This window comes from Aphanothece stagnina RSMan2012 (assembly GCF_046764815.1).
In the GTDB taxonomy this organism is placed as follows: Bacteria; Cyanobacteriota; Cyanobacteriia; order PCC-6307; family Cyanobiaceae; genus NIES-981.
In genome coordinates this window covers 78,441-102,921 of record NZ_JBKOUC010000009.1, presented here as the reverse complement: position 1 = coordinate 102,921, position 24,481 = coordinate 78,441, and the positions used below count along the sequence as shown (strand labels likewise).

The following is a 24,481-nucleotide window of genomic DNA, read 5'->3' as shown; positions in this document are numbered from 1 at the left end:
ATGGCCCCGCTCCCCTCGCGCCCCCTGCATCGCCGCTCCACGGTCTCCGCCGCGGTGCCCGGGCTGATGGCGGCCATGGCCCTGCTGCCCCAGGCGGCCCAGGCCCATGTGGAAGGGGGCCAGGCCGGCGGGCTGGCCGCCGGCCTGCTCCATCCCCTCTCCGGAGCCGATCACATGGTGGCGATGGTGGCGGTGGGGCTCTGGGGGGCCGTGCTGGGTCCGCCGGCGCTGTGGGTGCTGCCGGTGGCCTTCCCGCTGGTGATGGCGTTCGGGGGCCTGCTCGGCCTGCTGGGCGTGCCCGTGCCCGGTGTGGAGGTGGGCATCGCCGTGTCCGGGGTGGTGATGGGGCTGATGGTGCTGCTGGAGCAGCGGCCGCCGCTCTGGCTGGCGGCCGCCATCGTGGCGGTGTTCGCCGTGTTCCACGGCCATGCCCATGGCACCGAACTGCCGGCGGGGGGAGATGCGCTCCTCTACAGCCTGGGATTCGTGGTGGCCACAGGGCTGCTCCACCTGCTCGGGATCCTGCTGGGGGAGCTGCGCCGTTGGCCAGGCGGGCGGCGCGTGGTGCAGGCCGCCGGCGCCGGCGTGGCCCTCACGGGTCTGCTGTTCCTGGTGCGGGCGGTGGCATGAGCACTGCCGACAGCAGCGGCATGAGACGCGTCATCAACACCGTGTGGAAGGGCGTGGTGCCCCGGCACGGGCGGGCGCTGCTGCTGGCTGCCCTGGTGGTGGCGCTGGTGGCGGCGCCGGCCCCGGCCGCGGCTCACCTGATGGAGACGGGCTTCGGCGGGTATTACGACGGGCTGGTGCATCTGCTGCTCACCCCGGCCGATCTGCTACTGGTGCTGGCGCTGAGCCTGTGGGCCGTGCAGCAGGGAGCCGCGACCTGCCGGCAAGCCCTGGCCGTGGTGCCGGGCGCCTGGCTGCTGGGGGGATGGATCGGCCTGGGGTTGCCGGAAACCGGTGCGATGAGGCTGGTGGCCACCCTGGGCTTCATGCTCGCCGGACTGGCGGTGGCCCTGCGGATCCGCCTGCCCCGGCCGGTCTGGCTGATCGCGGCGGGCTGCCTGGGCCTGCTGCAGGGCAGCAGCAACGGCGCCACCATGAGCCACGCCGGTGGCCTGCTGGCCGTTGCCGGCGCCGTGTCGGGCGTGGCGGGAATCCTGGCAATCCTCTGCGGCCAGCTGCTCCAGATCCAGCGCCCCTGGCTGGTGATCGGCCAGCGGGTGCTGGGAAGCTGGATCGCGGCGGCGGGCCTGCTGATGCTGGGCTGGACGTTGCGGGGTTAGGGCCGCTCCAGGGCCAGCCGCTCCTGCCGCAGGCGCCGCAGCTCCGCCCCCAGCGCCGGGCCGGGGCGCATCCCCCGGGCGATCAGCTCGGCCGATGTGTGCGGGGCCTTGAGGTGCCGCCAGCGCAGCCACCAGCGCAGCAGTGGCCGGCGGGGGGCGGTGCCCGTGATCAGAGCCAGCAGCACCGCCTCCGGCGAACCGCCCGGCGCCTCCAGGGCGCTGCACCAGTCCGCCACCGAGGCGGGGCCGCCCCTGCCACCGGCCGCCGGCTGGAGCGCTGCCAGGCGCTGCCGCAGCTCCTGCCACTGGGCCAGCAGGCGGTGCTGGCGGTGGGGCAGCTGCAGCCGCTCCGCCAGGGCCAGGGGGTCGGCGGCGCCCGCCACCAAGGCCACCATCAGGGGCACACCGGCGCGGCCGGCCCATTGCAGGCGCCGCCGCCAGTGGCGATCAGCCTGGATCCGGGCATCGAGCAGGGTCAGGCCGCCCCAGTCCTGCAGGATCGCCAGCGCGGCGGGCCAGGGCTCCCGCAGCAGCAGCAGCTCGAACTCCATGCGCAGCCGCGTGCCCAGGGCCGCCGGCGCCTGCCCCGGTCGCTCGCCGGAATGCCAGGCCCAGGGCCAGGCCGCCAGGGTGCGGCGCGCCTGCTCGTGGCTGCCGGCCTCCAGCCGGAAGCCAAGCCGGGCCGCGTAGCGGGCGCCGCGCACCAGCCGGCTGGGATCGTCGCGCAGGCTGTGGGGATGGAGCAGCCGCAGCTCCCGCCGCTGCAGATCCGCCTGGCCGCCGTGGGGATCGAGCAGCTCGCCGCTGGCCAGATCCAGGGCGATGGCGTTGATGCTGAAATCACGGCGGGCCAGATCATCCGCCAGCAGGCCCGGCACCACCCTGGGGTTCTCGCCGGGCTGCGGATAGGTCTCGCGGCGGGCGGTGGCCACATCGAGCAGCACGGTCTGCCCGTCGAGCCGCAGCTCCACTTCCACGGTGCCGTAGGCGCCGTGCTCCTGCGCCGCCCGCAGCGCCCCCGGTGGCAGCAGGGCCTCCAGCCGCCGCACCAGGGCGATGGCCGAGCCGTCCGCCACCAGGTCGAGGTCGGGAACGCCGCGCCAGGGGTCGTTGTGGACGCGGTGGAGCAGCAGATCGCGCACGGCGCCCCCCACCAGCGCCACGCGCTGGGCGGAGGCCGCCTGGGCCAGGGCCTGCGCCAGGGCCTGCGGGATGCCGGGAACGTCCAAGCGGCGGCCTCAGAGGGGCTCGATCGGCGCCAGGCGCGGATCGAGGATCTTGGGGCCCATGCCCTCGAACTTCACCGCGATCGAGATCTTCTCGCCGCTGCCGAACAGGTGGGTCACGTGGCCCTCCCCGAAGGAGCTGTGGCGCAGGCGATCGCCCACCGCCCAGGTCTTGCCGGCGCCGGCGCCGCGGCGGCGCACGGCGTTGGCCGGGGCGCCGCCGGCTCCCCCCGCCGCCACCCGCCGGCTCTCCTCCCGGTCAACCCGGGTGAGCCGGTCGAGCCGCTGCTCCCGCCGGATCGCAGCGCCGCCGCTGCGGGGAATGTCGCCCTGCACCAGCTCCTCGGGCAGCTCGGAGAGGAACACCGAGGGCACGGCCGGCTCGCGCATGCCGCCCCACAGCCGCCGCTCACTGGCATGGGAGAGGAACAGCCGCTCCTTGGCGCGGGTGATGCCCACGTAGCAGAGGCGGCGCTCCTCCTCCAGGGCGGCGGGATCCTCCAGGGATCGGTAGCTGGGGAAGAGGCCCTGCTCCATCCCCACCAGGAACACCACGGGAAACTCCAGCCCCTTGCTGGCGTGCAGGGTCATCAGGGTGACCCGGTCCTGCTCGGTGTCCTTGCTGTCGGCATCGCTGGCCAGGGCGGCCGAGGCGAGGAAATCCTCGAGCGAGCCCTCCTCGTTCTCCTCCTGGTACTGCAGGGCGGCGTTCACCAGCTCGTTGAGGTTGCGGCGCCGGTCTTCCGCCTCGTCGGTGCCGTCGGCGATGAGCTCCGCCAGGTAGCCGCTCTGCTCCATCACCCGCTGCACCAGCTCGGAGGGGGGCGCATCCTGGCTGCGGGCCTGCAGGTCGCTGAGCAGCTCGCGGAACTGCAGCAGTCCCTTGGCCGAGCGCCCCCCCAGGGAGCGCACGGCCTCCGCATCGCTCACCACCTCCCAGAGGGGAATCCCCAGCTGATTGGCCGCGTCGGTGAGGCGCTCGATCGTGGTCTTGCCGATGCCCCGCTTGGGGGTGTTGAGCACCCGCAGCAGACTCACCGTGTCGGCCGGGTTCACCAGCAGCTTCAGATAGGCGAGCATGTCCTTGATCTCGCGCCGGTCGTAGAAGCGCAGGCCGCCCACCACGATGTAGGGGATGCCCCAGCGCACCAGCGATTCCTCCATGGCGCGGCTCTGGGCATTGGTGCGGTAGAGCACGGCCATGTCGCCCCAGCGGAGCTCGCTGTGGGCGGCCTCAAGCATGCGCATGCGGTGCACCGCCGCCTCGGCTTCGGCGATCTCGTCGTCGCAGCGGGTGAGGGTGATCGGCTCGCCCTCGCCGCGGGTGGGCCGCAGCACCTTGTCGATCCGCTCGGTGTTGTGGGCGATCAGGGCGTTGGCCGCCTCCAGGATGGTGGCGGTGGAGCGGTAGTTCTCCTCCAGCTTCACCATCGTGCGGGTCGCCTCATCGGCGGCGCCGTCGCCGAAGTCGTCCTGGAAGCCCATCAGGATCGTGAAGTCGGCGGCGCGGAAGCTGTAGATGCTCTGGTCGGCATCCCCCACCACGAACACCGAGCGGCCACCCCAGTTGTCGTAGGCCTCGGGATCCTGACCGTCGGTGACGAGCAGCTTGATCAGCTCGTACTGGGTGCGGTTGGTGTCCTGGTACTCGTCCACCAGCACGTGGCAGAAGCGGCGGTGCCAGTAGTGGCGGATCTGGTCGTTCTGGCGCAGCAGCTGCACGGGCAGCAGCAGCAGATCGTCGAAGTCGAGGGCGTTGTTGGCCGCCAGGGCACGGCGGTAACGGCGGTAGGTCTCGGCCATCAGCTTGCCGCGCTGACCGCCGGCATCGGCCTCGAGCTGCTCGGGCATCCAGCCCTGGTTCTTGGCGTTGCTGATCGCCCAGCGCACCTTCTTGGGCTCGAAACGCTTGGGATCGAGGCCCAGCTCCTGGGTCACGATCTCCTTCACCAGGCTCTGGACATCACCCTCGTCGTAGATCGAGAACTGCCGCGTCCAGCTCAGACCTTCGGGGTCGCGGAACTTGTCGATGTCGAAGCGCAGCAGCCGGGCGAACAGGGCGTGGAAGGTGCCGATCCAGAGGTCCTTGATCACCTCGCGGTAGATGCGGCTGCGCAGCTGCCGCTGCTCCAGCAGCGGCAGGGTGCTCCAGGGCTGGCCGAACTGGCTCTGGGCCAGCTTCTGGGCCAGCAGCAGCTCCAGCCGCTCCTTCATCTCCCGGGCGGCCTTGTTGGTGAAGGTCACGGCCAGCAGCGTGGCCGGATCGGCGCCGTGGTGGCCGATCAGGTGGGCGATGCGGTGGGTGAGGGCCCGCGTCTTGCCACTGCCGGCCCCGGCCACCACCAGCAGCGGACCGGTGTGGTGGTCCACCGCCTTGCGCTGGGCTTCATTGAGGCCGGCCAGGAAGGCGCTCATCCACGGGCCAGGAATGCGTTCCGCACCCTAGGCACCGCGCCGCTGCAGCACCCGCCCCAGCCGCGATTGCCAGCGGCGGGCCTGCAGCTGCCACAGCGGCGGGGCCTGCAGCGGTGGTTCGCCGGCCTGCAGGCGGTCCCAGTGGTCGTTCACCCGGGCGAGGGCCTCACGCCAGCGCTCCAGCAGGGCCGCTTCGCTGCTGGCCTCCAGCAGGAGGTCGAGCTCAGGGGCCGGCGCGCGCCAGGCGGCCGGAGCGGCCACGGCGGCGCTGATCCGCTCCAGATCGGCGCTGAGGGTGCCGGCTCCGAGCTGGTGGCCGAGGCGGCCGGGATCGAGGCTGTCGGCCAGGGCATGGTTGAGGCTGCTGAACACCACGCAGCCGCAGGCGAGGGCCTCCAGGGGCGGCAGGCCGAAGCCCTCGCTCACGCCGCTCACCCGCCAGTGGTCAGCGGAGTCGTAGAGCACCACCGTGGCGCTGTTGAACAGATCCACCAGGTTGTCGACCCAGCCCGCCTGCACCTCCACCCGCAGGCCCCGGCGCCGCAGGGCCGGCACCAGCACCTCCAGCAGGTAGGCGCTGCTCTTGCGCTGCTGCACCAGCACATCGATGGGCCGCGTGCCGGAGCCGTCGCGCCGGCCCCGCTGCAGCCACTGGGGATCGAGGGCATTGGGCACCAGGGCCAGGGGGTTGCGGCTGGCCCACTGGCCCCAGTAGCCGAGGGTGTTGCGGCTCACCGCCAGCACCGGCACCCCGGACGGCAGGGCGAAGCCGTAGCCGCTGCTGTGGGCGTGGTAGGCCACGGCCCGGCCACGCAGGGCCCGCAGCTGGCGCGGCACCTCGAAGCCCCAGCTCACGATCCAGAGCACCTTGCGAGCGGCAGCGCCATCGGGCGGTTCAGCCCGCAGCAGATCGGCCAGGAAGGGGTGATCCGGCTCCCGCCGCCGGTAGGTGACCACCTCGGTGGGCACCAGCTGCTGCAGCAGCCGGGCCGTCTGCAGCTCCACCAGCAGGCCGCCGCCGCGCAGGCGACCGCCGGTGCCGGGCACGAGAAAACGAAGCGATCGCAAGGGCCGGGCGCGGACGCCGCCCGACTCTGACGCAGCCGGGGACGCTGTCAGCGTGCCGGCCTCAGTTGAGCGACCTCAGGCGGCCACGGCCTCGGTGCTGCCGGTGCGCTGGCGCCGGGTGAGGAAGCCGAAGAGCACCTTGCCGATGGCGGCGATCAGGTTGCCTTCCAGCTCCTGGAACATCTTCATGTTGAGGTGGAAGGCGTGGTTGGCCTCCGCCACGATGCGGTCCGCCGTGGCCTGATCGATGGGGAGGGCATCCAGGGTGGCGCGGTAGTTCACCTTGAAGGCCTTCTCATCGGGGATGGCGTCGAACTCGTAGAAGCGCAGACCATCGTGATCGCCCAGGTTCATGGCCTTCTGGGCGATGTTCTTGAGGATCTGGCCGCCGGAGAGGTCGCCGATGTAGCGGGTGTAATGGTGGCCCACCAGCAGCTCGGGGCTCTCCTGGGCGACCTGGTGCAGCCGCGCCACATACTCCTGGGCCGCCGGGGTGGCCTTCACGGAGCTGCGCCAGTCAGGACCGAAGTAGTAGGCGAGGTCCTGCTCGAGGGTCTCGCGGCGGTTCAGCTCGGGGAAGGCCACCGGACCCACCACGGGATGGCTGCGGAGCCTGGCGAGCTCCTCCTCCATGGCGGAGTACACGAAGTAGAGGTCGGCCACCAGGGTGCGGTAGCTGGCCTTGTCCACCACGCCCTTGAGGAAGCAACTCACGAAGCCGGTGTTCTCGGCCATCGTGTGGGCTTTCTTGGTCCCTTCACGCAGCTGGGAGGCGAGAGCAACGGACATGACGACGCGACGGCACGGCACTGGCGAGGACCAACCGTAGGCGCGCTGTTTGCCGTGCCGGCCGCAAGATTGCGAAGGGTTACGCAGCGCAGGCCCGGCCACCCTCGAACAGGTCGAACAGCTCGCGGCAGAACTGCTGCAGCTTGGCCGCGGCGTGCGGGTCGGGCAGGTGGCTGCCGGTGGGGCACCAGTCGCCCACGGTGGCCAGCCGCCACCGCTCGGACTCATAGGTGAGCCCCCGGATCAGCACCCCGAGCAGCCTCGGCCGCCGCCTGGTGCCGCCGGAGCCGCTCCCCCCGGGGGCAGCCTCCAGGCGCAGCTGCACCAGGAACGAGCGGCACTGGCTGCGCGGACTCCAGCCGGGCAGGTGAAACGAGAGATCCACGCTCTCCCGGTCGGCGAATTCCCGGGTGCAGGGATCGTCGCGCCAGGGGGTGAGGTTGGCGCGGGCATCGGGGAAGTGGGCCCGGAAGAGGGCCGCCACGGACGCAATCGTCTGGGCCAGTTCCAGATTTCCGGCCTGATCGGCGGCGTTCATGCCGTTTCCCCTGAGCAGAACCAACGCTGCCCCGAAACCTAGGGTCGGACGACCGACCGTGCCGCAGGAATGGCTACCAGCCCCCTGACCTTCGAGAAACTCACCGCCCCCACCGCCGGCACCGCCATCCGCTTCGAGGACGGTCAGCCGGTGGTGCCGAACGATCCGATCATCCCGTTCATCCGGGGTGACGGCACCGGCGTGGACATCTGGCCCGCCACCCAGCGGGTGCTAGATGCGGCCGTGGCCAAGGCCTACGGCGGCGAGCGCCGCATCGAGTGGTTCAAGGTCTACGCGGGTGATGAGGCCTGCGACCTCTACGGCACGTACCAGTACCTGCCGGAGGACACCCTCGCCGCCATCCGCGCCTACGGCGTGGCGATCAAGGGGCCGCTCACCACGCCGGTCGGGGGCGGCATCCGCTCCCTGAACGTCGCCCTGCGCCAGATCTTCGATCTCTACTGCTGCGTTCGCCCCTGCCGCTATTACGCCGGCACCCCCAGCCCCCACAAGCGGCCCCAGGATCTCGATGTGATCGTCTACCGGGAGAACACCGAGGACATCTACATGGGGATCGAGTGGGAAGCCTCCGATCCCGTGTGCCTGGAGCTGATCCAGCACCTCAACGACACGGTGATCCCCGCGAACGGCAAGCTCGGCAAGCGCCGCATCCCGGAGGGCTCGGGGATCGGCATCAAGCCGGTGAGCAAGCACGGCACCCAGCGCCACATCCGCAAGGCGATCCGCCATGCCCTCAGCCTGCAGGGCAACAAGCGCCACGTGACCCTGGTGCACAAGGGCAACATCATGAAGTTCACCGAGGGGGCCTTCCGCGACTGGGGCTACGAACTGGCCACCACCGAATTCCGCGATGTCTGCGTGACCGAGCGTGAGTCCTGGATTCTCGACAACCTCGAGCGCAACCATTCGCTCAGCATCCAGGACAACGCCCGCCTGATCGAACCCGGCTACGACAGCCTCACGGCGGAAAAGAAGGCCGCGATCGATGCCGAGGTGAAGCAGGTGCTCGATTCGATCGGCGAGAGCCACGGCTACGGCAAGTGGAAGAGCATGGTGCTCGTGGACGACCGCATCGCCGACAGCATCTTCCAGCAGATCCAGACACGGCCCCAGGAGTATTCGGTGCTGGCCACCCTCAACCTGAACGGCGACTACATCTCCGATGCCGCCGCAGCCGTGGTGGGGGGTCTGGGGATGGCCCCCGGCGCCAACATCGGCGACAACGCCGCCATCTTCGAGGCCACCCACGGCACCGCGCCCAAGCACGCCGGCCTGGATCGCATCAACCCCGGCTCGGTGATCCTCAGCGGCGTGATGATGCTCGAGTACATGGGCTGGCAGGAGGCCGCCGACCTGATCACCCAGGGGATCAGCGCCGCCATCGCCGGCGGCGAAGTGACCTACGACCTGGCGCGGCTGATGGAGCCGCCGGTGGAGCCGGTGAGCTGCTCGGGCTTCGCCGAGGCGGTGGTACGCCACTTCGGGGGGTGATCGCCCGGCGATCACCCGGGCAACGCGGCGGCTTCGTGTCGAATCCTGGCTGGACCATGCCGGGGCGAAATCCCTGATTACCGTTTCAGCAGTCACAACGATCCCGCCATGGGAACCCGCCTCCAGGTTCTGGGACTGACGTTCGCAGGATCTCTGCTGGCCCTGGCCACGGCCTGCGGACAGAAGCCTGAGCAGCAGGCCATGACCGAGGAGGCCTCTCTGACACCAGTGAAAGCCTGCGAGGCCGCCCCCTGCACCACGGAGCTGGGCACGGAAATGGCGATGGGTGAGGGCAGCGTGCGGGCCTACGGGATCCTGAAGGGCGATGGGGAGAGCCAGGAAATCGGCGTGCTGATTTCCGAAGCCGCCCTCAACGGCCTGCCCCAGAACTGCCAGGCGGATGCAGCCTCAAAAGGAGCCAAGTGGCTGATCTGCCAGCCGGCAGGCGCGGAGGGGAAAGGCAAGATGAATGACACGATGGTGACGACCCTGGAGATGCCCAAAGCAGTGGCCAAGGCCACCGGCATCGACAAACTCGACATCAGCTGGCTGCCCTATGGACACGCACCAGAAAAAGTATGGGACAAGCCGCAATTTGACATCCACTTCCCCTTTGTTCACCCAACGGGCGGACAGAATGAAAAGGCGTTCTACGAGGCTCCGTCTGCAGAACAGCTTCCCAAGGGCTACATGGTGTTGCCTGGGAGCGGCTTCCACTGGGACACCGAAGCCCTGAAGGGCCATGCCCATGCAGCCGACCCCGGCAACTCGCCCGAGTTTGCAGGGGGCCCATTCAGGGGCAACTTCCTTTACATCACCTATGAGGGCAAGGCCATTGGCTACGAAGCCTATGTCAGCAAGGCACTGCTGGACGAGAAGGGCAACTACACCAAGAGCCTGCAGGTCCCCGAGAAATCCTATGGCACAGATGTTGCACCCGGCCTGCTCACCATCACCCATGTGCCCTCGATGAAGGCCTTCCGCGTCTCCCTGTCAGACTACAAAATCATCAAAAAGGGGTAATCCAGCGATGACGAACTTTCAGCCTCCTACCGAGCCTCCTAGCGTGAGGGGTCTGCGAACGGATCTCGCCAGCAACGACTCTTCAGCGTTCTGGGGCCGCGATGACCTCACCTACCTTGGCGACTTGAGTTGGTGCCAACTACCGACCAATGGCCATGAGTACATCGCGGATTGGACCCGTCACGATGGCCAGTTCCAGTACACCTACGGCCTGATCAATCTCGCTGAAGACGGAGCACTCAGTGGCGGGATGATCATTCCCGTACGGGGCCCTCTGGACGGCTCCGGCCGATTCGAGATGTTTGTCGGGGACAACTGGCTCGAGGGCCCCCTGCGCATGTGGCTTGAGCAGTTGACGCCAGCGGTCCAGCAGCACGCCATCGACCGCTACAAAGGTTTGATTGCCTGGGTGAGCCGTCAACTCGACGAGGACGGCTGATAGGCGACGTGGCTGGGGTGCATCAGCTTGTACACCGTCAGCTGAACCACGCGCCCCTCACGAACACGGTAAATGACGACCTCAGCAGCAAGGGGCGGCTGTCGCGGAGCACCGATGACCAGTTCGGCCCACGCCTCACTCATGCCATCGTCCAGCGAGCGATCCGACAGGCGACGCAGGTCGTAGTGCAGGTCTCGGGGCCAGAGGGCGAGCATCCTCTCCAGGAACGGCGCTGCGGAGGTGACATCCACAGCAGGCTCGTCGGGGTGGATCGTGACGAGATCTGGGGAGAACACCGCGGCCATCCCCTGGGCATCTCGGGCGTTGAAGCTCTTCACATAGGCCTGAACCAGCCGTCCTGCCTCCGTGCCTGGATGTGCAGAAGACGGAGATGTCGCGTGGACATCAGCAGGAGGCCGTGATGAATCCGTCATGGGCGGGAACTGGTTCCAGCGCTTCAGCACAGACCAGCGTAGTCGGAGAAACGAAAGTCGCCATCAAGGCCGCCATCGGCGGGCACGCTCGCAGGGGACGGCAGCCGAGCCCGGTGAATCTGCTGTCGGGCGAGGCCAGCTACAGCGAAACGCGAAGTTCGAGGCCAAAGGAAAAGAGATCGCCAAGGTCGCGGCGGACGTTCGGATTCAAGATGTAATAGAGCTTGGGCTGAATAAAGAAGTATGGGGTGATCTGAGCGCTATAGCCAACCTCAAAGACGCCCTGGAAGTCACTCACCTTGCAGCCGGGGACCTCAGTACATGCCGTCTGGTTGAGACTGCGCTCAACAACGCCATCATTAACCATCATGTGCGCATAGCCCATGTAAAAGATATCGTGATCACGGCCAAAGATGCCCTCGTAGGCGAGGCCCCCATAAACACCCTTGGTCGTGCTGCCGCGCCGTTGCCAGGGACTCCACTTCCCCTTGATGAAGCCCGATAGCCCCCTGTTGAAGCTACCTGGCTCGCGATACAGCATCGCTTCAGCCATGGCATAGTACTGGCTGTTACCTCGATACTCAAGGCGGGGACGATTGGTCAGGAAAAAGTAGTTTCCATCAATGTCATAAAGATTATCAAGGCCCTTTCCGGTGTGATTCTGGCCACCAATACGAATGAACCAAGGGATACCATTGTCATTCGTCTTGGTGCTATAGGTTCCACCTCGCCATGTGGCCTCGTAGAAGAACTCAAGGCCATACTCATCCAGGTTCCAGTACTGCTTGTAACCCCTACGATTATCGATACCACCACTTGGATCCCAGTAGCCACTGGCAACCATCGCCTTCAGCGTCAGGTTGTCACCAATCACCCCTTCAATGGATAGGCCTGGTGGCGCCGTCACAACCAAGGGACCGTTCGCCGTACTGGGAGAGGTGCCAATGACACCCGGCTCATCAAAGGCCCAGAAACTGAAGATTCCAGCAACAAGGGACTTGTTAAATGTAATCCATGGATTGATCGCACCCAATCGGATGGAGTTGAGACCGTTCTTGCCCCATGCCTGCTGAATCCAGTACTCAAATATTCGAGCACCCTGCATAATGGGATTGTCTTCTCGACTGCGCCCCACATCGGTATAAAAGTAACCCTGATATTGGCGAGTGCCGAGGCCAGCCGGATTCAGGGTATTGCCATAGGAGTAGATTGGTCCCCCATTGAGGGCCTCCGGCCAAGTAAACGATAAGTGAATCTGGCCGCCCTTCCAAGTGTTACTAACCAACCGTGAGTAGATGTCGATTCCCAGAATGCCCTGGGAGTTCCCCTGCCAGTCATGGAAAGGGCCAGTCCCTCGAACCACGGGGATATCTGAAAGATTATCTTTAATATCTACAAGCGAATCCAATGCATAGCATCCGTAGACATCAATCCCCTTCTCGTAAAGCCTCTGCCGACCAGAATCAGTAAGAAGTTGGTCATTGGTGGCAAAGTCGTGGGATTTGGGCCTGGAAAGAATGTACTCAGGCCTCATGTAGGCATCCAAGCGCCGTGGCGTCGGCGGAACCTTCAAGTGACGCAACACATCACAGTGCTTCTTCTGACTGAAGTCAAAATGGCCTCGATGCTTCGGAATCTTGAGACCGAAGGGATTTGGGAAATACTCTCCCTGCTCATCATCGTCTTGAGAAGATGGCGCCCCGATGTCAGCAGTGACAAACTCTTCCCATTGGTCTTCAGTACTCAGGAAATCACCACTCTCGCCCGGTGAAAAAGCCGAAGGAGGTTCGAAGCGAGCAACTTTCTCGCCTTCTGTGCCCGCTTGCTGCGGAAGAAACAGCTCAGACATCAGCTCGGCTTCATCAGCCTCCCTGGCCTCGCTGGCCTCGTCGGAGGTGACACGCAGTTCAGGACCGAGCACTGATGTGCTCTGGCCTTGCACGATGTCCAACGTGGAATCTCGCTGAACCTCCTGCGCTACGGCCGGTTGGGCTAGCAGAGCCAGCAGAGCAAGGCCATGCATGGACCGTTGCCATCCATGCAAAAGGGGCTTAGGAGAGCCACGGAGGGATTGACGGACTAGTGCCTGTCTCTCCACACACCCACAGCAAATATCTGCCCATTAAGACACACACGAAAGCCAGCTGCAAGCGGAGAGCAACCCGGACAAGGAACGCGCATCGATGCAAAGACATGGCTCCAACACATTGGCAAGACCGGAAGAAGTCCCACTACCGATTCACAGTGGCAGCGGATCCATGTCCGATGATGACCACAGAGCGTAGGGACAGGTCTGGGCGGGTCCCGTGGCGCACAACCATCAGAACGATATCCTTGTGGCAACACCGAGGGTTAGGATGTTGCCCAGATCTGACCTCAGGTTTGGATTTATAATATACTGCAATGTGGGGGTCACCGTAAACCACGGGCTGAGATAGAAACTATATCCAAACTCCAATGCATGCTGGATGCCATCGATATCACATCCAGGAATCTTGGTGCAGGTTGCCTTCTCCTTGTGATAATCAACAAATCCATCGGTCCCGCGAACAACCCCCCAGCCGGCATACAGGACATCATGGGGACGATTCCTCAGCAGACCTTCATACCCCAAACCAAGAACAGCCCAGTTCTTCACAACATTCCGGTCATCGTGAAATCCCCCACCAACACGAAAGAATCCTGTCAAGCCGCGATTGTAGCTATTGGGCTCTCTGTAGAGCATGGCCTCTGTAGATAAATAGACTTGCTGATTACCCTGGAGCTCCTGTCTGGGAAGCCCTGTGATCGCAGCGGGATCGCCATTGATGTCGAACCTGTTGGAGTAGATCTTGCCCGAATGAAACATGACCCCGGCCTTCACATACCAAGGCTTGCCATAGTCCTTGGGATTGCCGGAGTAGGTACCTCCCAGCCAGGTCAGCTCACTCATGACTTCTACGCCATCTCCCTTATCAAAGTTCCAGCGCACTCCACGGATATTATTGCGCCCAGTTGAAGCGTAGTATCCCTGGGATACTTGCATCTCAAAGTCCATGGACGGCCCCAGCTTGTGATACCACTGGAATGAAAGTGGCGCCTGCGGATAGCATGGGGCATTGCCCGTGAAGTAGGTCGTTCCCAACATGCACGGCTCGGTGAATGTCCAGAAGTTCATCATTCCAGACAAAATCGAGCGATTAAACGTGATCATCGGAAAGATATTTCCAAATCTCACATAAGACTGCTGGCCGGGTCCATAGCGCTGCTGAAACCAAAGCTCAAACAGCCGAACCCCTTGATCCACATAGGTAGGGTCGCCAACGCCCTGATTCGTATAGAAGTGACCATGGATCTGCCCGGTTCCCGTTGCATTCAGTCGATTTCTATAGGCATACAAAGGCTCGCTTTCTGGCCACGTTGCTGAGAAATGAAGCTGACCACCCTTCCAATTCTTGTTGATCAGCCTGGAGTACAAGTCCAAGCCGTATATCTGAACAATATTGTACTCACTGCGATGCACACCACTGCTGGGAGTGCCAAAGGCAGTTTCCTTGGGAACCAGCACTCGATTATTTGGCCTTGCATTGCTGACCAGGTCGGTCGCGAGATCAACGGCTATACATCCATAGAATTCAATTCCTTGCTCATAGAGTTGATCACGAGCTCCGCCCCAATTACCAGTCAGATAATCGCGCTCCATCAGGTTCGCTTCAGAACCTCTGGGCTTGAGAAAGTCTGGCCTGAAATAGCTGTCAAGACGCCGGTAGGTGCGTGGCGTCTTCAGGTGCTCCAAGGCGTCGCAGTGGAGTGCTCTGGATCGTACTTCTCCTTCTTGAAGAGGAACAATTCCAAATGGATTGCTGGGCAACTCAGAGTCAGCCTTGGGGGCCGAATCAGCTACCTCTAACTTTGGGGATTTTGGATCGGAATTCCGATCGGCTTGGTAAACTGTCTGCAGGCTGTATGGTTCCGCCAGACCGGGATATGATGGCGAGTTATCGATATGCTGCAGAGCCACTGCAGGCGGGACTGCCAGCGGGACTGATGGATCGTCAGCCCAGCTTGAAGGGAGAGAGCTCTCCGCGGTTTGGACCTGTTCTTGCAGGCCGTCGAATGGGGCATCCATTGCGATCCCATCGCTCAGCCGAGGGCTAGCCAGCAACAGTTGAGGCCCCAGCTGAGCAGCAGAACCAGCCAAAGGCTCTCCGCGGGGGGGATCGCTGGAGGAAGTCTCGGCTTCAGCCTTGCCAACCTGCAGGATCACCGCGGTCAAGAGCAAGGCCATACCCATCCAGACGGCGCCCGCGCTCGAGCGGCGGACAGGGGCAATTTCAGAACGTGGGGATGATGTTTCGTAACCCATCTTGAGTGCCAAGGCAAAGACCCCCTCAAGCCAAGATGGCTTGAGGCCATGCAAGAGGCTTCGTCGCTCCACCCTAAAAATGGTCAGCAAAGCTGAGCCATGCAGACCATCAAAGCTTCATGATGACCGGTGACCGGGTCCGCAAAGGGACACAAATCGCCATGGGAAGACATAGATGTGCGATCACAGCAATCCCATGGGCCCCGCCCGCTGTTGCCGCCCGCTGCTGCCGTGAACCTTTATCCCCTATGGCGCCAGCACAGAACCGAAAAACAGCAGGCTCAGCATAGGGTTACCCTGGAGAAAGGAAGCGAACCGATCATTTCGCCAACGACCTCCCACGATACAGACAGATATGACGACCGCCCAAGCACGCAAAGGCGGGATCACCTCCGAGAGACATAGGAATACACAAGATAAGAGATGCTCCCACAGAAGGTTATCGCGACAGCAATGTTCTGCAATGCAACGCCCTTGTAGACGGTTTTGCTCTCAAGGAGTGCCCTGCTGCCATGATGGGCCAAGCCGCCAAACTCGGCCAAGTCCGCATTAAATCCCGACAGTATCTGAACATTAAAGAAGTAGTCCAACGCCACCCAGCCCGTGAAGAGGCTGTAGAGCATCACAAGCAGCAGCAGCAGATAGACGTTCAGCTTTTCGGCGGCAAAGTGAGCAACAGCGATCAATCCAAAGGAAACGCTTCCCCACCACTGAATGATATTCCAGTAGCGATCGTAAATGGCAAAGATTGCATCAATCAGATCATTTTCGGTCATGGGCTAAGTCGCGTCGGTCACGCCTGGCCATGCCAGGATCACGAAGCCAGAGGGGAGCCAGAGGGGAGCCAGAGGGGAGCCAGAACTTCATCAGGAGATCCGGCCAAAGCAAAGATATAAGAAGCCCTACAAGGTCCTGCCCGGTCAACACAAGGAAATTTACAGGCATTTCGAGGATCAGCTGGAGCAACCTCGGCATTGCAGGCTCGAGGCAGTTGGCCATGTTGCCTGCGGCGGCCAATGGAATCGGGCCCCCAGTGCTGCAGTCTCATGGCGTGACGACCTGGCCCGTCTGATCGCCCTCCAGAAGGACCCGATAGGCCAGGGCAACCTGATGCGCCGAAAGCCCTGCCATCCCAGGCGCCCCTGGACTCTGGTCCGCCACCCGGACCCAGGGAGGGGACACCGCATTGATCCGGATGCCTCGTGGCGCTTCCAAAGCAGCAGCACGTACGAAACCTTCCAAGGCCGCATTCACCAGACTCACGGCCGCACTGCCCACCATGGGCTGCTGAGCCAACAGACCCGTGGTGACTGTGATGGAGCCCGCATCGCTCAAGGCTGGTATCCCGTAACGGATCAGGTTGACCTGTCCCATCAGCTTGTTTTGGAGTGAGAATGCATAGTCTTCGTCCTTCAGCAGGGGGAAGGGCTTGAAGCGTGCAGCACCCGCCGCACCAACAACCGCATCCAGCGTTCCAAGCTGATTGAACAGAGATCGAATGGATGCTGGATCACCCAGATCGACATGGAGGGGGGCGGATGAGCGGCTGACCGCCACAACTTCATGCCGATCCTGCAGCACATCCAGAATGGCTTTGCCGATCGTTCCCGTTGCACCAACAAGCAGAATACGCATGAACCCTGAATAATGGATTGACGTTGTAATTGGCCACAATCCTCATCGACGCAGCAAGGAGATGATGAACTCTTCCTGGATCCCCGACTTGATGACTTCCACCCAGAGCTGCTCCAGGGGCTCAAGGAATCGGGAACTACGAATCGGCCCTACATCAACGGGATCAAAGCCACTGTCAGCGATCAGTCCGGCCACAACCTGCTTGGCTGCGACATCATTGCCGCAGTAGAAGAGTGTAGGAACAATCCCCCCAAACATCTTCGACTCTGCCTGAATGATGTTGGCGCCCACAGAGTTGAATGCCTTGACAACATGGGCCTCAGGAAGTCTGCGGGCAATCACTTCTCCCCCGGAGTCGGAAAAGCCGATCGCCAGGTCAATAAAGTCTGTGGTCAAGGGATTGGTGGCATCAATCAGGATCTTGCCGTGAAGAGTCTGTTCAAGCTCTGCTAGAACGCGCTCGACTTCTGGCCAGGGAACCGCAAGCAGCACCACATCGGCAAACTGGCAGGCCTCAGCAGCTGAGCCCGCACTCCCCTTCGCACCTGCCTTCTGAACGAGGGCATCCAGCTTCTGCGGGTTGCGGGAGCCGCTAAACATCACCTGATGGCCTGCCTTGGCCCAATGGAGACCTAGAGCCCCTCCAATATTCCCTGAACCCACGATGGCAATGTTCATGGTCTGTACTGCCTGGTTGATCGGAGAAGGTATGTCACTACCTTCAGTCATCTGCAGGCTTCGGTCAACCCATGCACAGAGATCGTTGAGGGGGGCAACCCTAAGCATCCCCACTTCAGATTCCCCCCAGCCCACCTCCGCTGACCATGCCAAGGAGCGAAGGGGCTCAGGATGGACGTGGGAGATCAGATCCGGTCCCTTACCTGATCCAGCTCGTTCAATCAGGGTCGTCGGCGCAAGCAGAAAGGGATCCCCGACCGGATGACGGTCTGCGGAGGAGAGGTATCGCGGTGAGGAGAGATCAGCTGTCATCTGAAGGCATTGGGCTAGAGAAGCTCTGAGCAACAAGGGCTTGCCCAAAAGATCGGCATACTCCAAAAATTATTGCGCGGTCTTCACAAAAGCCGTCAATCCTTTGTTGTAGCCACCCGGCTGGCGATAGAACATGGCTTCTGCAGTGGCATAAAATCTGGCATTGAGAGGAACTCAGACTCCTGGCCCGCCGGCAAGATCACCTCGGGCCGCACAGAGGAGTGGAGCCTTCGATAGGTCGCGGGGGTCTTCAAGTGGCGGACCCCATCACATCGAATGGCCCGGGCTGGTGGAGCCTCCCTAGGGTGGGAAGCACCCTGTCCCGCCACGCCCCGGCCCGACACCCATGGACGATGTCATCCATCCTGCCGAGACGGACTTCCAGGCGCAGGAGGCCCAGACCCGGGCGGTGCTGGCCCGCAATGGTGCCGCGTTCGCCCGTGGTGATCTCGAGGCCATCCTCGCCAACTACGGGGAAGATGCCGTGGTGATCCGACCGGACCGCGTTTACCGGGGGCTGGAAGCGATTCGTGGCATGTTCCAGGACGTTCTGGCCAACTTCGAGGGCTTCGTTCCCCAGGGGAGCAGCCTCACGGTGGCGGGTCGCTTCGCCTTGATGACCTGGACCGCCTCCAGCGGCAGCGGGCGGATCGTGCAGGGCGTGGATACCTTTGTGATTGAAAACGATTGCATCGTTGCGCAGTCTTATCTCGGAGCCCTCTGATTCGATGGCCACGACCTTTGCCTGGGGCAACACGGAAGCCAGCGGTCCACTGCGCCGTCTGCCGATCGAACTGGCTCCTCCAGGCCCCGACGAGGTGCTGCTGGAGGTGCTGTATTGCGGTCTCTGCCACAGCGACCTCCTGCACATCGACGAAGTGCGCCCCAGCGATGCACCACCTGCCGTGGCCGGGCATGAGGTGATCGGCAGGGTCGTGGAGGTGGGCGATGGGGTGGATTCAGCCCTGATCGGCAGTGTGCGGGGCCTCGGTTTCGTCGCCGGCACCTGCCGGCACTGCCGTTACTGCCTGTCGGGAAGGCAGACCCTCTGCGACAACCTGGAGATGACCGTGGTCGGCCGACCCGGTGGCTTTGCCAGTCATGTCAAAGCGCACCAGGACTGGGTGATCCCGATCCCGAAGGCCCTGGATCCCGCCAGTGCGGGCCCCCTCTTCTGTGCCGGGATCACGGTGTTCGAACCCCTGTTCAGTGCCGGCATTTCCCCCACCGCCAGCGTTGCCGTGATCGGTGTGGGCGGGCTGGGCCATCTCGCCGTTCAGCTGGCCAGAGCCTGGGGCTGTGAGGTGACCGGCATCACCACGAACGCGGCCAAATCCGACGAGATCCGCGGCCTGGGGGCCCATCACGTGGTGCTGCTGCCGGAGCTTGCTCAGCAGGCAGGTTCCTACGACCTGATCCTCAACACCAGTGACCATGCCCTCGACTGGGATGCGGTGGTGGGAGCACTTGCCCCCCAGGGCTGCCTGCACCAGCTGGGGCTCTGTCCTTCCCCCATTCCGCTGAAAGTCCTGCCCTTTGTGAAGGGCAACCTCTCCTTCCGCTCCTCGCTCACCTCCACCCCGGCAGCAACCTCCCTGTTTCTGGAATTCTGCGCGCGGCATGAGATCGAAGCGCTGGTGGAGGTGCTGCCGATGGCCGAGATCAACACCGCGATCGATCGCCTCCGTCACGGGGATGTGCGGTACCGGTTTGTCCTGCAGGGGCCGGCCTGAGTCACCGAGGAGTGGAGCGGTGCAGACTCAGGCCATGGAGACCACGCCCGTCCGAACCTCCGCGGCTGCGGCGCCCGGGGCCGCACTGCAGGCGCCCCTCACCGACCCCTGCGTGCACTGCGGCTTCTGCCTGCCCAGCTGCGCCAGCTACCGGGTGCTGGGCACGGAGATGGATTCGCCCCGCGGCCGCATTCACGCCCTCAAGGCGATCGAAGCGGGTGAGCTGGCGCTCGATGCCACCGTGGCCCGGCACTTCGACAGCTGCCTGGGCTGCCTGGCCTGCGTGACGGCCTGCCCCTCGGGGGTGCGCTACGACCAGCTGATCGAGGCCACCCGCCCGAAGCTCAACGCGCCCGAGTTGCGCAGTCCGGCCGCCCAGGCCTTCCGCCGGCTGCTGTTCGCGCTGCTGCCCTACCCCCGCCGCCTGCGGATCGCCCTCGCGCCGCTGCGGGCCTACGCCGGCACGCCGCTGCAGGGTCTGGCGCGGCGCAGTGGCCTCACCCGCCTGCTGGGGCCGCAGCTGGAGGCGATGGAGCGACTCCTGCCCCCCCTGGCCCCCGAGACGTTCCGCGACGGCTTCCCCGTGGTGGTGCCGGCCCGGGGGGAGCGCCGGGCCCGGGTGGGGCTGGTGCTGGGCTGCGTGCAGCGGCTGTTCGATCCCCAGGTGAACGCGGCGGCGGTGCGGGTGCTGAGCGCCAACGGCATTGAAGTGGTGATCCCGCCGGAGCAGGGCTGCTGCGGCGCCGTGACCCACCACCAGGGCGAAGAGGCCCACACCCGGGCCCTGGCCGATGCGCTGGTGGCGAGCTTCGAGGCGGTGCTGGGGCCGGGCCGGCCGGGCGGCGCCGAACCGCTCGAGGCGGTGCTGGTGGCGGCCTCGGGCTGCGGCCACACGATGAAGGCCTACGACCGCCTGGCCAGCGGCGATTTCCCGGCGCCGGTGGCCGACATCCATGAATTCCTGGCCCGGCTGGGGCTGAGCCAGGAATTCCGTCAGCGCCTGCAGCCGCTGCCCCACCCCGATGGCACCCAGGCCAGCGCGGAGCGGCCGCTCACGGTGGCGTTCCACGACGCCTGCCACATGCTCCACGGCCAGGGCATCGAGGCCCAGCCCCGACAGCTGCTGCGGGCCATCCCCCACCTGCGCCTGGCGGAGCCGATGGAGGCGGGCGTGTGCTGCGGCAGCGCCGGCATCTACAACCTGGTGCAGCCCCAGGAGGCGGCTGAGCTGGGGCGAATCAAGGCGGCCGACCTGGCCGCCACCGGCGCGGAGCTGGTGAGCAGCGCCAACATCGGCTGCACGATGCAGCTGCGCCGCCACCTCGATGGTGAAGCGGCCGCCGCGCTGCCGGTGCAGCACCCGATCCAGCTGCTGGACCAGAGCTGGCGCGCCGGGGTGGAGGCATGAGCCGCGAAGCCCCGAACCTGGCGGTGCTGATCGATTCCGACAACGCCCAGGCGGCGGTGATCAGCGATCTGCTGGCGGAGGTCTCGCAGGTGGGCACCGCCACGGTGAAACGGGCCTATGGCGACTGGACCACGCCCCAGCTGAGCAGCTGGAAGGAGGTGCTCAACGTGCACGCCATCCAGCCGGTGCAGCAGTTCAGCTACACCAGCGGCAAGAACGCCACCGATTCGGCCCTGATCATCGATGCGATGGATCTGCTGCACGGCGGCCGGGTGGATGGCTTCTGCCTGGTGTCATCCGACAGCGATTTCACCAGGCTGGCCACCCGCATCCGCGAGGAGGGGCTGCTGGTGATCGGCTTCGGGGAGCGCAAGACCCCGAAGGCGTTCGTGGCCGCCTGCGACCGCTTTCTCTACACCGACATCCTCAAGCGCTCCGGCGGCAGCTCCGGCTCCGGCGGCGGCGGCCGCCAGGGCGACAGTGACGCGCCGCCGCTCAAACCCTTCCTGTGCGAAGCGATCACGGCCGTGACCCAGGACGACGGCTGGGCACCGCTGGGGATGGTGGGCAGCCTGCTGCAGAAGAACGACCCGTCCTTCGATGCCCGCAACTATGGCTTCCGCAAACTGAGCGAACTGGTGAAGGCGCAGAACTACCTCACCGTGCAGGAAGTGCCGATCAGTCCAGGCAGCTCCCAGATGCATCTTTCAGTGCGACTGCGCGGGGGGTGAGCCCACGAGCAGGTGAGCCGGCGATCGACGCGCACAGGCCCCAGTGGCGACATGTCATCGTTTTCAACCCAGAGGCCCATCCGAAATGACCAACATCACCGAAATCGCGCCAGATACATTCCGCCTATCAATCTATGCGCCAGATCTCGACATGCAATTCAACCACTTTCTGGTTCGCGACGAGCAGCCCTTGTTGTTTCACGCGGGCATGAAGGGGATGTTTCCCATGCTCAGGGAGGCCGTGTCCAGCTTGATTGATCCGGCCAGGCTTCGCTATGTGGCATGGAGCCATTTTGAATCCGACGAAGTTGGAGGCCTGAATCACTGGCTGGAATCGGCGCCAGATGCTGAGCCAGTCTGTACTTTCGCTGGGAAAGTGGTCAGCGTCGACGACTACGCCATCAAACCAGCCCGGGGCATGATGCCTAACGATGTGCTGTCCACAGGGAAATATCGTTTTCGCCTTCATCCCACGCCCCACCTGCCCCATGGCTGGGACGCAGGCCTGTTGTTTGAGGAGACCGAGAAAACCCTGTTCTGCTCCGATCTCTTCCATCATTTCGGCGATGCCCCCGCTGTCACCTCTGACGACCTGATCGAACCATCGCTTGCGGCGATGCGGCAGATGCAGCAGGGTCCGCTGGCCTTCTACATGCCCTACACCCCACAGACAGACACACTCCTGACTGGACTATCAGAGCTTCAGCCTCAGACATTGGCCCTCATGCATGGCTCTTCCCACTCAGGCGCGAGCGGAAAGATGCTGAAGGACCTGGCAGGGGCCATTCAGAGCGTCTTCGCCCAGCCTTGACTTCACATTTTGCAGCCGGCGCAGCAGGGCTCGGCGTGGCCATCCTCGGGGCATGGCGGTGGCTTCGGCACCGCCCTTCCCTTCGCCCCTGGCGTTGATGACCCCCCCCCTTTCCCCGGACTCCATCCTCCAGACCGGCCTGGCCTTCTGGGCTTCGAAGACCCTCCTCAGTGCCGTGGAACTCGGCGTATTCAGCCAGCTGGCGGACGGACCGCTGGCCTTCGAGGCTCTCCAGACCCGGCTGGGGCTCCACCCACGCTCCGCCCGCGACTTCCTCGATGCCCTGGTGGCCCTGGGCTTCCTGAGGCGCACCGACCGGACCTACGCCAACACTCCGGAAACGGATCTCTTCCTCGATCGGGCGAAAGCCACCTACGTGGGCGGCCTGCTGGAGATGGCCAACCACCGCCTCTATCCCTCCTGGGGGCAGCTCAGCGAGGCCCTGCGCAGCGGCGAACCCCAGAACGAGCTGAAAACCGGCGGCCCCGGCCTCTTCGAGGTGCTCTACGCCGACCCCCAGGGCCTGGAGGAATTCCTCGCCGCCATGTCGGGGATCAGCCGCGGTGCCAACCAGACGATCGCCCGCACCTTCCCCTGGCAGCAGGTCCGCACCTTCGTGGATGTGGGCACCGCCCAGGGGGATCTCGCCGTGCAGATCGCCCTCGCCCAGCCCCACCTGAGCGGCATCGGCTTCGATCTGGCGCCCGTGGAACCGATTTTCGCCAGCTATGTGGAGCGCCACGGCCTGGCCGAACGGCTGCACTTCGCCGCCGGTGATTTCTTCCAGCAACCCCTGCCCGCGGCCGATGTGGTGCTGATGGGCCACATCCTGCACGACTGGGACCTGCCCACCAAACGGATGCTGATCGGCAAGGCCTTCGAGGCCCTGCCCACCGGCGGTGCCCTGGTGGTGTACGAGGCGATCATCGACGACGACCGCTCCAAGAATGCGTTTGGTCTGCTGATGAGCCTCAACATGCTGATCGAAACCCCCGGCGGCTTCGATTACACCGGCGCCGACTGCATGGGCTGGATGCGCGAGGCCGGCTTCTCCTCCACCCGGGTGGAGCCGCTGGTGGGGCCCGATGCGATGGTGATCGGCGTCAAGTAGTTCTCTCGCGGCGGCCTCAGGATTGCGCCGGGAGCGCCGCCCCGCTCAGCCGCTCAGCCGGCCGAAGCGGGGCGCACCCCGCCGGGGGAACTTGGATCGGGGGCGGCACTGGCCTGCCGCAGAGCCTGGATGCGCTGCTCCAGCGGCGGGTGGGTGGCCAGCAGGCCCAGCAGACCGGCGGGCCCGGCGATCTTGAAGGGGGCCAGGGCAGGGGGATCGCGCCGATCCAGCAGCTGCTGGGTGGCACCGAGACGCTCAAGCGCCTTCACCATCGCGTCGGGGCCGCCGGTGAGTCGGGCGGCCCCGGCGTCGGCCCGGAACTCCCGGTGCCGCGAGAACCAGGCGGTCACCAGGCTGCCCGCCAGGCCGAGCACCACCTCCAGGGGCCAGATCAGGGCCGTGAGCGGTGGTGGCCGGCGGCCGTCGTCGTCACTCCGGCGCGGCAGCAGCAGCGCAAGCGCCCGGGCCAGGAACATCACGAAGGCATTGATCACCCCCTGCAGCAGGGCCATGGTGACCATGTCGCCATTGCCCACATGGCTCATCTCGTGGGCCAGCACCGCCTCCAGCTCCGGCGCCGGCATGCCGTCGAGGATGCCGCTCGAGACGGCCACCAGAGCCCGCTCGGGCGATGGCCCCGTGGCAAAGGCGTTCCACTCGGGCGAGGCGTAGACGCCCAGCTCGGGCATCGGCACGGAGGCCCGCTCGGCCAGCGCGGTCACGGTCTGCACCAGCCACTGGGCCTCAGGGCCCTCACGGCCATCGAGCAGCTGTACCCCCATCGCCTGCTTCGCCGCCTCCCGCGACCCCTGCAGCGCCAGCCAGGAACCGGCGGCCCCCCACACGAAACAGCCCGAGAGCAACGGGCCCAGCGGCAGATCGGGCGGCAGCCAGCCCACCGCCACCCCGAGCGTGATCAACAGGGAGATCGTGGCCACCACCGCCAGGTTGGTGAGCAGGAACAGGGCCGATCGCAACGCCATC

General features: G+C 64.9%; 23 protein-coding genes. 11 read left to right on the top strand and 12 right to left on the bottom strand.

What is annotated here, in order from left to right:
* On the top strand, positions 1–630 hold the full coding sequence (locus ACLNEE_RS07935; RefSeq protein ID WP_411424628.1) for a HupE/UreJ family protein: 630 nt from the start codon (positions 1–3) through the stop codon (positions 628–630).
* Positions 627–1,289: a HupE/UreJ family protein gene (locus ACLNEE_RS07930; protein WP_412006961.1), complete on the top strand. Its 663-nt coding sequence runs from the start codon at positions 627–629 to the stop codon at positions 1,287–1,289. The genes ACLNEE_RS07935 and ACLNEE_RS07930 overlap by 4 nt, the downstream gene beginning before the upstream one ends.
* Here ACLNEE_RS07930 and ACLNEE_RS07925 read toward each other — a convergent pair.
* From ACLNEE_RS07925 to ACLNEE_RS07905, 5 genes are all read right to left on the bottom strand, one after another.
* The gene (locus ACLNEE_RS07925) at positions 1,286–2,518 is read right to left on the bottom strand and encodes a tRNA nucleotidyltransferase/poly(A) polymerase family protein (RefSeq protein WP_411424630.1); all 1,233 of its coding nucleotides are present in this window, start codon (positions 2,516–2,518) and stop codon (positions 1,286–1,288) included. The two genes, ACLNEE_RS07930 and ACLNEE_RS07925, sit on opposite strands and share 4 nt — an antisense overlap.
* A gap of 9 nt (positions 2,519–2,527) precedes the next feature.
* On the bottom strand, positions 2,528–4,930 hold the full coding sequence (locus ACLNEE_RS07920) for a UvrD-helicase domain-containing protein (protein WP_412006960.1): 2,403 nt from the start codon (positions 4,928–4,930) through the stop codon (positions 2,528–2,530).
* Between the two features lie 27 nt (positions 4,931–4,957).
* The gene (locus tag ACLNEE_RS07915) at positions 4,958–5,998 is read right to left on the bottom strand and encodes a glycosyltransferase family 1 protein (RefSeq protein WP_411424353.1); all 1,041 of its coding nucleotides are present in this window, start codon (positions 5,996–5,998) and stop codon (positions 4,958–4,960) included.
* A 75-nt stretch (positions 5,999–6,073) separates the two neighbouring features.
* A complete protein-coding gene (locus ACLNEE_RS07910; protein WP_411424354.1) occupies positions 6,074–6,787 on the bottom strand; it encodes a biliverdin-producing heme oxygenase in 714 nt (237 codons plus the stop codon).
* A gap of 79 nt (positions 6,788–6,866) precedes the next feature.
* Positions 6,867–7,325 (bottom strand): hypothetical protein, encoded by a 459-nt coding sequence (locus ACLNEE_RS07905; RefSeq protein WP_411424355.1) that lies wholly within the window; start codon positions 7,323–7,325, stop codon positions 6,867–6,869.
* Positions 7,326–7,394: 69 nt separating this feature from the next.
* Here ACLNEE_RS07905 and ACLNEE_RS07900 point away from each other — a divergent pair, with 69 nt between their 5' ends.
* The 3 genes from ACLNEE_RS07900 to ACLNEE_RS07890 all read left to right on the top strand — a co-directional run bounded on the left by ACLNEE_RS07900 (position 7,395) and on the right by ACLNEE_RS07890 (position 10,299).
* Positions 7,395–8,837 (top strand): NADP-dependent isocitrate dehydrogenase, encoded by a 1,443-nt coding sequence (locus ACLNEE_RS07900; protein WP_411424356.1) that lies wholly within the window; start codon positions 7,395–7,397, stop codon positions 8,835–8,837.
* Positions 8,838–9,038: 201 nt separating this feature from the next.
* On the top strand, positions 9,039–9,860 hold the full coding sequence (locus tag ACLNEE_RS07895; RefSeq protein ID WP_412006959.1) for a hypothetical protein: 822 nt from the start codon (positions 9,039–9,041) through the stop codon (positions 9,858–9,860).
* Between the two features lie 7 nt (positions 9,861–9,867).
* Positions 9,868–10,299, top strand: a complete 432-nt coding sequence (locus tag ACLNEE_RS07890) for a hypothetical protein (protein WP_411424358.1) — start codon at positions 9,868–9,870, stop codon at positions 10,297–10,299.
* Here ACLNEE_RS07890 and ACLNEE_RS07885 read toward each other — a convergent pair.
* The 6 genes from ACLNEE_RS07885 to ACLNEE_RS07860 all read right to left on the bottom strand — a co-directional run bounded on the left by ACLNEE_RS07885 (position 10,278) and on the right by ACLNEE_RS07860 (position 17,391).
* Positions 10,278–10,733: a nuclear transport factor 2 family protein gene (locus ACLNEE_RS07885; protein WP_412006970.1), complete on the bottom strand. Its 456-nt coding sequence runs from the start codon at positions 10,731–10,733 to the stop codon at positions 10,278–10,280. The two genes, ACLNEE_RS07890 and ACLNEE_RS07885, sit on opposite strands and share 22 nt — an antisense overlap.
* A gap of 139 nt (positions 10,734–10,872) precedes the next feature.
* Entirely contained in the window at positions 10,873–12,675 is a 1,803-nt protein-coding gene (locus ACLNEE_RS07880; protein WP_411424361.1) for a carbohydrate porin, read from the bottom strand.
* 378 nt (positions 12,676–13,053) lie between these two features.
* Positions 13,054–15,090: a carbohydrate porin gene (locus tag ACLNEE_RS07875; protein ID WP_411424360.1), complete on the bottom strand. Its 2,037-nt coding sequence runs from the start codon at positions 15,088–15,090 to the stop codon at positions 13,054–13,056.
* A 374-nt stretch (positions 15,091–15,464) separates the two neighbouring features.
* Complete coding sequence (locus tag ACLNEE_RS07870) at positions 15,465–15,854, bottom strand: hypothetical protein (protein WP_412006958.1); 390 nt, start codon at positions 15,852–15,854, stop codon at positions 15,465–15,467.
* Positions 15,855–16,122: 268 nt separating this feature from the next.
* The gene (locus tag ACLNEE_RS07865) at positions 16,123–16,713 is read right to left on the bottom strand and encodes a short chain dehydrogenase (RefSeq protein WP_411424584.1); all 591 of its coding nucleotides are present in this window, start codon (positions 16,711–16,713) and stop codon (positions 16,123–16,125) included.
* Positions 16,714–16,755: 42 nt separating this feature from the next.
* On the bottom strand, positions 16,756–17,391 hold the full coding sequence (locus ACLNEE_RS07860) for an NADPH-dependent F420 reductase (protein ID WP_411424585.1): 636 nt from the start codon (positions 17,389–17,391) through the stop codon (positions 16,756–16,758).
* Between the two features lie 658 nt (positions 17,392–18,049).
* Between ACLNEE_RS07860 and ACLNEE_RS07855 the strand changes: the two genes are divergently transcribed.
* From ACLNEE_RS07855 to ACLNEE_RS07830, 6 genes are all read left to right on the top strand, one after another.
* Entirely contained in the window at positions 18,050–18,427 is a 378-nt protein-coding gene (locus ACLNEE_RS07855) for a nuclear transport factor 2 family protein (RefSeq protein ID WP_411424586.1), read from the top strand.
* Between the two features lie 4 nt (positions 18,428–18,431).
* Positions 18,432–19,436 carry an NAD(P)-dependent alcohol dehydrogenase gene (locus ACLNEE_RS07850; protein ID WP_411424587.1) on the top strand — a complete coding sequence of 335 codons (1,005 nt, stop codon included), beginning with the start codon at positions 18,432–18,434 and terminating at the stop codon, positions 19,434–19,436.
* A 34-nt stretch (positions 19,437–19,470) separates the two neighbouring features.
* On the top strand, positions 19,471–20,844 hold the full coding sequence (locus tag ACLNEE_RS07845) for a (Fe-S)-binding protein (protein WP_411424588.1): 1,374 nt from the start codon (positions 19,471–19,473) through the stop codon (positions 20,842–20,844).
* A complete protein-coding gene (locus ACLNEE_RS07840; RefSeq protein WP_411424589.1) occupies positions 20,841–21,575 on the top strand; it encodes an NYN domain-containing protein in 735 nt (244 codons plus the stop codon). The genes ACLNEE_RS07845 and ACLNEE_RS07840 overlap by 4 nt, the downstream gene beginning before the upstream one ends.
* An 85-nt stretch (positions 21,576–21,660) precedes the next feature.
* Complete coding sequence (locus ACLNEE_RS07835) at positions 21,661–22,386, top strand: oxygen-binding di-iron domain-containing protein (RefSeq protein ID WP_411424590.1); 726 nt, start codon at positions 21,661–21,663, stop codon at positions 22,384–22,386.
* A 97-nt stretch (positions 22,387–22,483) separates the two neighbouring features.
* On the top strand, positions 22,484–23,497 hold the full coding sequence (locus tag ACLNEE_RS07830; protein WP_412006957.1) for a methyltransferase: 1,014 nt from the start codon (positions 22,484–22,486) through the stop codon (positions 23,495–23,497).
* 53 nt (positions 23,498–23,550) lie between these two features.
* On the opposite strand, the gene htpX is transcribed toward ACLNEE_RS07830, so the two are convergent.
* Complete coding sequence (htpX, locus tag ACLNEE_RS07825) at positions 23,551–24,480, bottom strand: protease HtpX (protein ID WP_411423227.1); 930 nt, start codon at positions 24,478–24,480, stop codon at positions 23,551–23,553.
* Position 24,481: the final 1 nt, after the last annotated feature.